Origin of the sequence: uncultured Parasphingopyxis sp., from assembly GCF_937129435.1 — a bacterium.
Taxonomy (GTDB): Bacteria; Pseudomonadota; Alphaproteobacteria; order Sphingomonadales; family Sphingomonadaceae; genus Parasphingopyxis.
The window spans coordinates 25,835-37,083 of sequence record NZ_CAKZNF010000077.1 but is presented as its reverse complement, the minus strand read 5'-3'; the positions used below and the strand labels follow the sequence as shown (position 1 = coordinate 37,083).

General features: G+C 64.0%; 11 protein-coding genes and 1 pseudogene. 5 read left to right on the top strand and 7 right to left on the bottom strand.

Features of this window, described 5'->3' with window-relative positions; translation table 11 throughout:
* The coding region (locus tag Q0139_RS12260; RefSeq protein ID WP_298022293.1) for a tetratricopeptide repeat protein at positions 1–324 on the top strand (324 nt) is incomplete at its 5' end.
* A gap of 29 nt (positions 325–353) precedes the next feature.
* Positions 354–869: pseudogene (gene tilS / locus Q0139_RS15555) on the top strand (tRNA lysidine(34) synthetase TilS); the annotation flags it as partial.
* Here the strand turns inward: tilS and Q0139_RS12255 are convergent.
* The 4 genes from Q0139_RS12255 to Q0139_RS12240 form a co-directional block, all read right to left on the bottom strand.
* The gene (locus Q0139_RS12255; RefSeq protein ID WP_367180750.1) at positions 765–1,565 is read right to left on the bottom strand and encodes a DUF58 domain-containing protein; all 801 of its coding nucleotides are present in this window, start codon (positions 1,563–1,565) and stop codon (positions 765–767) included. The pseudogene tilS and the gene Q0139_RS12255 overlap by 105 nt on opposite strands.
* Before the next feature lie 377 nt (positions 1,566–1,942).
* Positions 1,943–2,899 (bottom strand): MoxR family ATPase, encoded by a 957-nt coding sequence (locus tag Q0139_RS12250; protein WP_298022287.1) that lies wholly within the window; start codon positions 2,897–2,899, stop codon positions 1,943–1,945.
* A complete protein-coding gene (locus Q0139_RS12245; protein WP_298022284.1) occupies positions 2,889–4,088 on the bottom strand; it encodes a hypothetical protein in 1,200 nt (399 codons plus the stop codon). The genes Q0139_RS12250 and Q0139_RS12245 overlap by 11 nt, the downstream gene beginning before the upstream one ends.
* On the bottom strand, positions 4,085–4,729 hold the full coding sequence (locus Q0139_RS12240; protein WP_298022281.1) for a hypothetical protein: 645 nt from the start codon (positions 4,727–4,729) through the stop codon (positions 4,085–4,087). The genes Q0139_RS12245 and Q0139_RS12240 overlap by 4 nt, the downstream gene beginning before the upstream one ends.
* A 149-nt stretch (positions 4,730–4,878) precedes the next feature.
* Here Q0139_RS12240 and Q0139_RS12235 point away from each other — a divergent pair, with 149 nt between their 5' ends.
* A complete protein-coding gene (locus tag Q0139_RS12235; protein ID WP_298022278.1) occupies positions 4,879–5,883 on the top strand; it encodes a fumarylacetoacetate hydrolase family protein in 1,005 nt (334 codons plus the stop codon).
* A 297-nt stretch (positions 5,884–6,180) separates the two neighbouring features.
* Here Q0139_RS12235 and Q0139_RS12230 read toward each other — a convergent pair whose 3' ends face one another.
* Positions 6,181–6,612 carry a DUF2147 domain-containing protein gene (locus tag Q0139_RS12230; RefSeq protein ID WP_298022274.1) on the bottom strand — a complete coding sequence of 144 codons (432 nt, stop codon included), beginning with the start codon at positions 6,610–6,612 and terminating at the stop codon, positions 6,181–6,183.
* A gap of 100 nt (positions 6,613–6,712) precedes the next feature.
* On the opposite strand from Q0139_RS12230, the gene mtnP reads away from it, so the two are divergent.
* Positions 6,713–7,597: an S-methyl-5'-thioadenosine phosphorylase gene (gene mtnP / locus Q0139_RS12225; RefSeq protein ID WP_298022271.1), complete on the top strand. Its 885-nt coding sequence runs from the start codon at positions 6,713–6,715 to the stop codon at positions 7,595–7,597.
* A 60-nt stretch (positions 7,598–7,657) separates the two neighbouring features.
* Here mtnP and Q0139_RS12220 read toward each other — a convergent pair whose 3' ends face one another.
* Positions 7,658–8,506, bottom strand: coding sequence for a radical SAM protein (locus Q0139_RS12220; protein WP_298022310.1), 849 nt, complete (start codon positions 8,504–8,506; stop codon positions 7,658–7,660).
* 156 nt (positions 8,507–8,662) lie between these two features.
* Positions 8,663–10,081 (bottom strand): NAD(P)/FAD-dependent oxidoreductase, encoded by a 1,419-nt coding sequence (locus Q0139_RS12215; protein WP_367180749.1) that lies wholly within the window; start codon positions 10,079–10,081, stop codon positions 8,663–8,665.
* Between the two features lie 124 nt (positions 10,082–10,205).
* On the opposite strand from Q0139_RS12215, the gene Q0139_RS12210 reads away from it, so the two are divergent.
* The gene (locus Q0139_RS12210; RefSeq protein WP_298022268.1) at positions 10,206–11,249 is read left to right on the top strand and encodes a methyltransferase domain-containing protein; all 1,044 of its coding nucleotides are present in this window, start codon (positions 10,206–10,208) and stop codon (positions 11,247–11,249) included.

Genomic DNA, 11,249 nt, shown 5'->3' with positions numbered 1-11,249 from the left:
CACGCACGGCAGCTATTGTTACAGGCCGAAACAGCTCGGGAGTTGGGATTGCGTCTAGCGCAATACTGGCTGGCCGAGACGCTTTTCCAGCAGGAAGCCTATGACGCATCTGGTGAGGCGTATCTGAAGATGATCCGCGAATATCCCGATGATGCGCGAGCGCCCGATGCGCTTGTGAAACTCTCGCGGTCGATGCGCCTTATCGGCGATACGGAACAAGCCTGCGACGCGCTCGACTTGCTGCCGCGCCAGTATCCGAACGCGTCCGGTGTCACCAAGAATCTCGCCGCGCTTGAGCGGACCCGGGCAGGTTGCCGCGGCTAGGCGATCATATTGGCTCTCTGATTGACAGGATGGCAGCAGGGTCCAGCGGCCCTGTCTGTCTTGCTGTATCCGGGGGCAGCGATTCTCTCAGCCTGCTTCATTTCACCTCGGCCTGGGCCAAAAGCCGGGGCAGGGCGCTGCTTGTCCTGACGGTTGATCACGGCCTTCGCCTCGAAGCGCGCAAGGAGACGGCCTTTGTCGCGCAACGTGCTGCGAGCCTGGGGCACAGCGCGCAAATCCTCACCTGGCAAGGCGACAGAAGTGGTCAGAACGCGGCGCGGCAAGCCAGGCATGGTTTGCTGGCGGGCGCCGCTCGTGCGGCAGGCGCGCAGAGTCTCCTCCTCGGTCATACGCGTAGCGATGTTGAAGAAACGCTTCTGATGAGGCTCGCCCGGCCGGGGCGGCTAGCCTCGGCTTGCGGGCCGCAACCGGTGTCCGTCTCACCAGTCTGGCCGGACGGGCGAGGTTTGCTGATTGGCCGGCCGCTCAGCGGATGCCGGCGCGGGCAGCTTCAGACCTATCTGACGGCGTTGGGCGAGACCTGGATCGAGGATCCGTCGAATGAGGCTGACCATTCCGAACGTGTCCGGATGCGGCGCCTCATCGCGGCGCTTGAGCCGGGCCGAGAGGGTGGCGAGGGCGAGCGTGTAATTCGCTTCCTCTCCGACATGGTAATCGAGCCCGGCAGCTGCCTGTTGCAGCCGCGCGAAGCTGCGCGTTTCGGAGGCGAAGGGGCTGGCGAGCACCGGGCGACGGGCGAAGCCGAACAGCATCGTGCGGTCGCCGCCCTTGAGCGCGACATAGGCTGCCGTCAGCCCCGCGCTGATCGCGCGGTCGATCCGCGGCACGCCGTCGATCGGCTCGCACATCGTCCGTCCGGCATCGAGCGCGAAGACGATATGGTTGTTGCGCTCGGTCCGATATTCCTTGGCGAGGAGCTCGAGATGCCGCGCCGATTGCTTCCAGTCGATCGCGCGCTTGTCCATGCCGGTCTGAAACTCGGTCAATGCCTCGAACTCATTGCCTTCGCCGCGCTCGATCTGCGCGATCAGGCCGAAGGCCGCGTCGCGCAAAAACAGCTGCACGCCCTCGTCGTAGATCGGCGAGATGTCCGGCGTCACAGCGATCTCGTATTGCGTTTGATCATGCTTTTGCGCCCAGGCCAGGCCGAGCGGGCCCTGCCAGCGGGCCCAGATACCAGCGATCTCGGCCGGTCCGCGCCGGTTCGGCGTCAGTTCCATATCGAACGCGGCCTGACCGCCGACCATCGGGACGAAGGCACGCCGGCTGCCCGACGGATCGAGCCGGTCGCCGAGCGCCGCTGCGATCTCCACCCGGCGCGGTGCCCCGCGCGGACTGACGCTGCCGTCCTTGCGCACGAACCGCGCGTGCACCGTCGCGATGAACGGTGCGCCGACGCCGGTGACGGGTGGAGCCTCAAGCTCGAGTTTCAGGCTCGAGGGGGGCTTGGCCGAGATGGCGTCGAGTGCGGTCAGCATCACCATCAGCACGACCCAGACGAGCCCCACATACCAGATCTGCGGCATCATCACGCCGATGACGAGCGCGGCGGGCGCGCCGAGCGCGGTCAGGACGACCGAACGGGCGCTCGGATAGATCAACGCGGCGCCTCGACCTGTTCGATGATGTTGGCGACGATGGCATCGGCATCGCGCCCGTCGATTTCCGACGCCGCCGACAGGATGACGCGGTGCCGGAGCACGGCCGGAGCGAGCGCCTTCACATCGTCGGGGATGACATAATCGCGGCCGTCGAGCGCGGCACGGGCGCGGGCGGCGCCGGCGAGCATCGAAGCGGCGCGCGGGCTGGCGCCGGCATCGAGATCGGGCGTCTCGCGCGTCGCCCGGATCAGCGCGACGACATAGTTGGCGATATCGGGGACGAGCTTCACCTCGGCGGCGGCGGCGATCGCCTCGCCGATCTTCGCGCCGTCGACCTTGGCTTCGATGCCGAAATCCTGCGCATGGGGCGCGCCGAAGCGGCTGCCATGGACGGCGACGATTTTCTGCTCGTCCTCCTCGCTCGGATAGCCGACGGCGAGCTTGAACAGGAAACGATCGAGCTGCGCCTCGGGCAGCGGATAGACGCCCTGCTGCTCGATCGGGTTCTGCGTCGCGACGACCATGAAGCGATCTGACAGCTTCAGCGTGTCGCCGTCGATCGTGACCGATCGCTCCTGCATCGCTTCGAGCAAGGCGGCCTGGGTCTTCGGCGGCGTGCGGTTGATCTCGTCGGCGAGCAGCAATTCGCAGAAAATCGGGCCGCGCGTCAGCGTGAACTCGCTCGTCTGGAAGTTGAACAGGTTGGCGCCGATGATGTCGCTCGGCATCAGATCGGGCGTGAACTGGATGCGGCCGTAATCGAGGCCCAATGTGCGCGCGAAACATTGCGCGAGAAACGTCTTGGCGGTGCCGGGCGGCCCTTCGAGCAGGCAATGGCCCGAGGAGAAGAGCGCGATCAGCAGATGGTCGATCGTCTCGGTCTGCCCGACGACGGCCTTGGCGATTTCCGCCCGGATCGTGTCGCCAAGCGGCTTGATGTCTTCAACCTTCATGGGTGACGGCCTTTCTCCATTGGTAGAGCGCCTGTGCGGCGTCGAGTATGTCCTGCCGGCTGCGTGCGCGATGGGCGCGTGCGGCCAGCGATGTGAATGACGGGCCGTCCTTTTTCAGCCCGTCGAGCCAGTTGTCGAGTTCGGGGCCGGAAAGCCCGCGTGGATTGCCGATCGCGGCGACGGCGGTATCGCGGGTCAGCCCGACATAATTCTCCGCCGACAGATGCTCGCGCCGGGCGAGCTTGAGCAGTTCGGCGCTGTTGTCGACGAGCGCGCGCTTGCCGAAGGCGATGGCGCGCGGCTCTCGCCGCGCCGGGCCGAAGCGATTGAACGCCTGCCAGCCCGCGAGCAGCGCCGCAGCCAGCATGCACAGCGTCAGCGCCAGGAAAGGCGGCTCGAACATCAGAACGAGCAGGTTCGCACTCTCGCCGAAACCGTTGGCGACGAGATCGAACGAAATCGGTCCGCCTTCATAGTTGAGCGTGTCGATGAGTGTCAGCGCGGCGCGGGCGCGCTCGGCGCTGGACAGGACCTGATTGTTCAGGAGGTCGGGTTCCGAAAGGATATACGTCTCGGTGCCGGTGACATAGCCGAGCACGATATCGCCGCCCGGCGTGGCGATCACCGGCTCGATCCGGTCGCCGGTCATAACTTGCAAACTGGCCGGCGCGGCGTAGCGGGCATCGAAATCGGGGGCCACGAGCGTCGCACCTTCGCGTGTATCGGAACCCGTGACCTGGAGCTTCCCGAGATCCGAAAGCAGGGGAAGGACCGAGGCCGCCATGCCGGTGCCGATCGCGGCGACCTCGTCCCGATCGAGCCCCGCCTGCATCGTCGACCATTTCGGCAGGATGATCAGCGTCGGAGAATAGCCGCCTTCCTCGATCAGCTGGTCGATCCGTTCGGGGTCGCTGTCGAACTGCGGCGTGACGATCGTCAGACCGTAGCTGGTGCCGCCTTCGGGATCGCGGGCATAGCTGACATCCAAACCGGTTTCTTCGAGCAGGTCGTGAAGCCCGCGAAATCCGACGGCGGAGCGCGAGAGCCCGTGCGCGCCGCCATTCTCGCCGCTCTTCAGGCCGGGCGCATAGGCGAGGAGGAGCATGAAGGCGAGAAAGCCCACGATCAGCGCGACGACGATGATCAGCACCGATTTCGTCGAAAAGGGAGAGGCGCCGCTCTCGCTCATCGCCACGCCTCTCCGAAGGCGAAACGCTCATAGGCCTTGCGCGCTTCGCCCCACCCGCTCTCGTCGACCGGGCGCTGCGCGAAGATGCCGCGCTCCACGATCCGTGCGATCGACGCGAAGGCGCCGCGCGGTTCGGCCGGAAGCATCGGCGCATCGGCGATGTCCCGGCTCGTCAGCGCGGGTTTCAGGAAATTGGGCAGGCGGCTGCGGATATCGTCGATGCTGCGTTGGAGGAGCAGGTGAACCGCTTCGGCATAGCGTCCCTCTCCGGCCAGCGCGTCGGCATCGGCGAGCAAAGACCGGGCGGCCTGTTCCTCGGGGCGCCAGTGCTCGGCATCTTCGTCGGCAGTCTTGGAAGTCACGCGGTCGTCGAAATAGCGAAACAGCCACAAGCCTATGAAAAATGTGAGAATCGCCCCAAGCACGATGCCGATAGTCCATATTACAGCAGACCAAGCGCCACCCGTTCCGCTAAAGAAGTCAAGCAACCACAGCCACCAATCCGGCGGCGGTTGGAGCGGCTCGGGGGTGGGAAGCTGCGCGAATTCCGTCTGGTAATCGCCGCTTTCGACGAGCCGTTCATAGGCGGAGTCGAAGCCTTGCTTGCCGGCCCCGCCGGTCGGCACGCTCGCATTGGTCATCGCCAGCCGCTTTCGCTCGTCCCCCTCATCGGCAATACCCTAGCTGGGCGACCCGTGCGTTGCGAGCGATTTTCTGCCCATGCAACATGGACGGCGGCCTGCGCGTTGGCCACATAGGGCAACAATAATTCATTCGCAGGAGCTTCCCGATGAAACTCGGATCATTGAAACACGGTCGCGACGGCAGGCTTGTCGTCGTCAGCCACGATATCGCCTGGTGTGCCGACGCATCGCACATCGCGCCGACCTTGCAGGCGGCGCTCGACGACTGGGACGCGATTGCGCCGAAACTCCGGGCGCTGGCGACCGACCTGGCGCACGATACGATCCCGAAGGAGCGGTTCCACGAGCATGATGCCGCCTCGCCGCTGCCGCGCGCCTATCAGTGGGCGGACGGTTCGGCGTACGTCAATCACGTCGAACTCGTTCGCAAGGCACGGGGCGCCGAAATGCCCGACAGTTTCTGGGAAGACCCGCTGATGTATCAGGGCGGATCGGACAGCTTTATCGGGCCGCGCGACGATATTCCGCTGCCGGACACCGAATGGGGCTGCGACCTCGAAGCTGAGATCGTCGTTGTGACCGGCGATGTGGCGCAGGGTGCGAGCGGCGAAGATGCACTCGACGCGATCAAGCTTGTCGGCCTCGTCAACGATGTGTCGCTGCGAAACCTGATCCCCGGCGAACTCGGCAAGGGCTTCGGTTTCGTCCAGTCGAAGCCCGCCAGCGCCTTTTCGCCCGTCTTCGTGACGCCGGACGAACTGCCGAACTGGAACGATGGCAAGCTGTCGGGTCCGCTGATGGTCGATCTCAACGGACAGCCATTCGGCCGCGCCGATGCGGGCACCGACATGACCTTCGATTTCGGCACGCTCGTCGCGCACCTCGCCAGGACGCGCAACCTGGTCGCCGGTTCGATTATCGGATCGGGCACGGTTTCCAACCGCGACGAGGATGGCGGCCCGGGCAAGCCGATCAGCGAAGGCGGGCTGGGCTATAGCTGCCTTGCCGAAGTGCGGATGGTGGAGAAGATCTTGGGCGGCGAAATGAAAACGCCGTTCCTGAAGCCCGGCGACACGGTGAAAATCTGGATGGAAGACGAGCACGGCCACGCGACCTTCGGCACGATCGAGCAGGAAGTGGTGGGGAGCTAGCGCTGAAGAGTGCTACAACATGAATGCTGTCATGTTGCCAAAAACCGCGAATACTATGAGCGGTATGCGAAGCATGGAGCCGTCAATCTTGCTCCATTCAGTAACGGTTCTGAATTGAACGAGCCAAATTGCGTGGAACAGAATGAAGTTCGATGCGACGCCGATGAGAAATGGCGTGTCGCCTCCGAACCATTTCAAGACCGGAAGCAAGAGTGAATTCGCCACACACAGACCGGCAATGGTCTTCGCCAGCCTTGGCCTGCGGGGCAATGAGTCCGCCGAACCTTCGATGGACTTTTACCTCCGCGTCCACGTCTCGGTGCGGCAGATCGCGCCCCAGGCGACGCATCCGGTAACCTCGAGCCGATTGCCGTTCAGCGTCATCCGCGCATTGTAGCTGCGGCCCGATTCCGGATCGTAGATTTCCCCGCCGCGCCAGACATTGCCGTTGCGTTCGTCGAAGCCCGATACAACTGTAATTCCCTGCACCGGGCGGTTGCGCAGGCGCGGATTCGGATTGTTCTCGTCGACAGGCGGCCCGTCCGGCGTATCGGCCAGAATGCGTGACAGCCGGCCGCAGATCGCGCTGCCGCAACGGCTGATCGTGACAACGGCGCGGCCGTCCTGCGTCGTCCAGTCGCCGGCGATCCCGCGCGATTGCGTGTGGCCGGCTTGCGGAAGGGTACCGAGGGCGAGGGCGGCAAGGGCGAGCGCGATGTGCTTTGTCATGGTCACATTCTAGCGCGATTTCAGATGGATGGGAAATGGCTTTGCCCTGTGGATGTGCGGACGATAGGGCTCGGCGTGAGAGATGACGGAAGGGACGGCTATGGCGGATAGGGAATGGGTGATCGGCGTCGTCGGCGGATCGGGGCTATATGCCATGGACGCGCTGGAAAACGCGCAGTCGATCCGTGTCGAGAGCCCATGGGGCGAAGCCTCGGATGAACTGGTACTGGGGGAGATTGCCGGCAAACGCTTCGTCTTCCTCCCGCGCCACGGCAAGGGCCATCGCATCCCGCCCAGCGCGCTCAACTTTCGCGCCAATATCGATGTGCTGAAGCGAGCCGGATGCACCGACATGATCTCACTGTCCGCCGTCGGTTCGCTGCGCGAAGACCTGCCGCCCGGCAAGTTCGTCATCGTCGACCAGTTCATCGACCGCACCTTCGCACGCGAGAAGAGCTTTTTCGGCGCTGGACTCGGCGCGCATGTGTCGATGGCCGATCCGGTTTGCCCGCGCCTGTCCGACATGGCAGAAACGGCAGCGAAGGCGGCCGATGCCGATGTCCATCGCGGCGCGACCTATCTGGCCATGGAAGGGCCGCAATTCTCCTCGCGCGCCGAAAGCGAGCTCTATCGCCAATGGGGCTGCGACGTGATCGGGATGACGGCGATGCCTGAAGCGAAGTTGGCACGCGAGGCCGAGCTGCCCTATGCGCTCATCGCCATGGTGACGGATTATGACTGCTGGCGTGACGGCGAGGCCCATGTCGAGGTGCACGACATTCTCGCGACGCTGCACGCCAATGCCGATCGCGCGGTGAACACCGTGGTCGAATTCGCCAAGGCACTGCCCGAAACCCGCCCCGAAAATCCTCTCGATACGGTCCTGGACATTTCGCTGATCACCGATCTCGGCGTTGCCGATCGAAGGGTGATGGAGAAGCTCGATGCCGTGTGCGGACGGGTATTCGAGGCGCGGGAAGTTTAAATGTCAGACTCGACCTTTCGGGCTGGTGCGGCGACCTCGCGAAAGCGAGGTTCTGACAAACTAGCCACTACAGCTCGCACCGCCGAGCACGCAGAAGCGGGCGCAATGCGGGTGGTTGAGCGATACGGTGCGGCTCGCTTCCTTCAGCGTCCGGCCCATTTGAAAGTCCTCGCCATGGGGTAGCAGCGTGCACGCGACAACGGTCGGAGCATCGTCGCCCTTATGCTTCACGACCATGCGGCTGTTCGAACACATGACGCTTGCCGGATCGACATTGAGGATACCCCAGCAGGCGGTCGTGATTTCCGGGACGTCGGCGGTCGCATCCATTTCCGGAAAGAGGACGAGCCGGGCCGGGTCGGCGGGGTCGATGGCAATGCCCTCGCGCGCGAACAGTTGCGCATAGCCGCGCCGCGCTTCGGCGTCGTCCTCATGCGCCAGATGGCGTCCGGCGACGGCGATCGAAAAGCCCTGATCCGAAAGCCATTTCAATCCGTCGATCGCCTTGTCCCATGTATCGCGCCCGCGCTCGGCTTCATGGATTTCACGGCTATAGTGATCGAGGCTGACACGGACTGTCAGCTTTGCCCCATAGCGTTGCAGCAGATCGAGCAGAACATCCTCATGTCGCCGCATCGGCCGCATGGCGTTGCTCAGGACGAGCACATCGAAACCGCGTTCGAGGCAGCTTTCAAGGATCGGTACGATGTCCTTGTTCATAAAAGGTTCGCCGCCCGTGAAACCGATCTCGCTGGTGCCTAACCCTTCGGATTCGATCTCGTTGAGAGAAGTTTTGACTTCGGCCAGCGTCAGATAGACGAGCGCGTCATTGGTCGGGGAGCTTTCGATATAGCAGGTCTTGCAGGCGAGGTTGCAGAGCGTGCCGGTGCAGAACCAGAGCGTTTCCAGCTGCCGCAGCGCGACATGCGCGCGATCCTCACCCTTGGCGGTGACCAGCGGATCGCGGAATTTTTCCGGCGCGATCTGCTCGGCGGCATCGACGGCGAAGGGCGAGGGGCCGGGCAGGGGCTTGGTGGCGATGATGGCGTCTCCCTTGGGGGCGGATTAGAGGAGGTATCGGGCGCGAAAACGGGCCCAGCGTTTCGGCCATTTGCCGAAGATGGTCGGCTCCCAGACCGCATAGCCCGCCTGTTTCGAAATGTCAGCGCGCGTCGGATAGGCGACGATCGCGCCGCCGATGGCAAAGGCGTTGGCCTTGCCGCCGATCGCCAGTGCCCATGGCAGCAACTGTTCGCCGGCATGCGGACCGACGATCGTTGCGCCTAGGATTTTCCGGCCCTTGCCGATCACCTTGAGGAAACCGGTATAGTCATTCTCGGCACGCGCGCGGTCGTTGTGCGAAAAGTCCTGCCGCGTGACCGACACCCGGTCGCCAAATTTCTCTCGCGCCGCATGCTCGGTCATGCCGACATGGGCGAGTTCGGGATCGGTATAGGTGACCCAGGGCAGGGCGGCGTAATCGGCCTTGCCGCCCAGCCCCAGCGCGACCTGCAGCACGACGAGCGAACCCTCGTAGCCGGAGACATGGGTGAAGCGCGGTCCCTTCCGGCAATCGCCGATCGCATAGATCTTCCTGTTGCTCGTGCGGCGCTTCGCGTTGACGGCGATGCCCGACGCGTCCCATTCGATACCGGCATTTCCGAGGCCGAAACCGCTGAAATCGCAGGTCCGGCCCGTGGCGACGAGGATGTGCGAGCAGGCAATGCGTGCCCCACCCTGCGGTTCAACGAATAGCGAGGCGCCGCTCGAACCGACACGCTCCACGCCTGTCTCTTCGTGGATTTCGACGCCCTCGGCACCCATCCGGTCGAGCACCAGCTTCGCCGCTTCCGGATCGTCCTTGCTCATGGCCCGTCCACGCTCGATGACCGTCACCCGGCTGCCGAGACGGCGGAAACTCTGCGCCATTTCCATACCGATCGGTCCCCCGCCGAGGATAACGAGATGGCCGGGCCGTTCGGTCAGCTCGAAAATCGTTTCGTTCGTCAGGAAGGGCACGGCATCGAGCCCGTCGATATCGGGGATGCGGGGCTTCGATCCGATGGCGAGGCAGATGCGCGGCGCGGAGAGCGTGCGCCCGTTCACCTCTACCGTCGATCCGTCCAGCAACGTCGCCTCGCCGCGAATGACTTCGACGCCGAATTCCTCCTCGAACCGCTCCTGGCTGTCGTCGACCGCGATCCGTTCGATGGCGCCCTGAACATGGGCATGGACCGCGCCGAAATCGATTTGCGGCTCGACGTCGGCAATCCCGTATCTGGCGTTTTCGCGCATCTCCTGCGCGCGCCGGGCCGCCGTGATCAGCGCTTTGGACGGGACGCAGCCGGTGTTGAGGCAGTCGCCGCCCATGGGGCCTTTTTCGATGAGCGCGACCTTCAGGCCGAACTGGCCGCACCCGCCGGCGGCGGTCAGCCCCGCCGAGCCGGCACCTATGACGATCAGGTCATGCGTTCGAGGCATCATTCTGTCCCATTTCGGTCGAATCTCCCACCCGACCCTATGACGTTTCTCCAATATTCGTGTAACCAACGCTCCGGGTTGCAGCGAATCATAAAATGACGCGCGAAAGACATTTCTCGGGGGCTGCATGAACATCGAAAACAGCCGTAATTATTACGGCGAAGTGCTGCGGGGATCGTCCGATCTCAAGACCGACGCCTGCTGCACGGCCGAGGCGCCGTCGCAGGAAATTCGAGAGGCGCTGGCGAACGTCCACCCCGACGTGCGCGCGCGCTATTATGGCTGCGGGTTGATCGCGCCCGAGGCGATCGAGGGCAAGCGCGTCCTCGATCTGGGCAGCGGATCGGGGCAGGACGCCTATGTGTTGGCCCAGCTTGTCGGCAGCGAAGGGAGGGTCGTCGGGGTCGACGCGACGCCCGAACAGCTTGCCGTCGCGAACTTCCTCAAGGACTGGCACGCCGATCGGTTCGGCTATGCCAATGTCGAATTTGTCGAAGGCGATATCGAGAAGCTCGACGCACTCGATCTGGAGCCCGGCAGCTTCGATATCATCGTCTCGAACTGTGTGATCAATCTCGTCGCCGACAAGGCCAAGGTTTTCGCTGACGCGTTCCGCCTGTTGCAAGACGGCGGCGAATTTCATTTCTCCGACGTCTATTCCGAACGCCGCGTTCCCGATGCGTTGAAGGACGATCCGGTATTACATGGCGAATGCCTGTCGGGCGCGCTCTATTGGGGCGATTTCGACATGCTGGCGAAGCGGGCGGGTTTTCTCGATCCGCGGCTCGTCAGCGACCGGCCTCTCGGCATCGGCGATCCGGCCGTCGCCGCAAAAGTCGACGGCATCGGTTTCCATTCGGCGACCTTCCGGTTGTTCAAGCACGACGCGCTCGAGCCGCGCTGTGAGGATTACGGCCAGGCCGTCCGCTACAGGGGAACGATCCCGGGGCATGAGCGCGCCTTTCTGCTCGACGGTCACCACCTGATCGAGCGCGGGCGGATGTTCGCGGTGTGTGGCAACACATGGCGGATGCTGGCCGAGACGCGGCTGGAACCGCATTTCGAATTTTTCGGCGATTTCTCGACGCATTACGGCATTTTCCCAGGTTGCGGCGAGATCATGCCCTTCTCGAACGAAAAGCGTGACGACGCGATCTCCGGTTGCTGTTGA

Bases quoted from the DNA above. Each gene is read 5' to 3' on its own strand.
- Q0139_RS12215 (WP_367180749.1), bottom strand. From the start codon at position 10,081: ATGATGCCTCGAACGCATGACCTGATCGTCATAGGTGCCGGCTCGGCG.
- Q0139_RS12235 (WP_298022278.1), top strand. From the start codon at position 4,879: ATGAAACTCGGATCATTGAAACACGGTCGCGACGGCAGGCTTGTCGTC.
- Q0139_RS12250 (WP_298022287.1), bottom strand. From the start codon at position 2,899: ATGAAGGTTGAAGACATCAAGCCGCTTGGCGACACGATCCGGGCGGAA.
- Q0139_RS12255 (WP_367180750.1), bottom strand. From the start codon at position 1,565: ATGGAACTGACGCCGAACCGGCGCGGACCGGCCGAGATCGCTGGTATC.
- mtnP (WP_298022271.1), top strand. From the start codon at position 6,713: ATGGCGGATAGGGAATGGGTGATCGGCGTCGTCGGCGGATCGGGGCTA.
- Q0139_RS12210 (WP_298022268.1), top strand. From the start codon at position 10,206: ATGAACATCGAAAACAGCCGTAATTATTACGGCGAAGTGCTGCGGGGA.
- Q0139_RS12230 (WP_298022274.1), bottom strand. From the start codon at position 6,612: ATGACAAAGCACATCGCGCTCGCCCTTGCCGCCCTCGCCCTCGGTACC.
- Q0139_RS12245 (WP_298022284.1), bottom strand. From the start codon at position 4,088: ATGAGCGAGAGCGGCGCCTCTCCCTTTTCGACGAAATCGGTGCTGATC.
- Q0139_RS12240 (WP_298022281.1), bottom strand. From the start codon at position 4,729: ATGACCAATGCGAGCGTGCCGACCGGCGGGGCCGGCAAGCAAGGCTTC.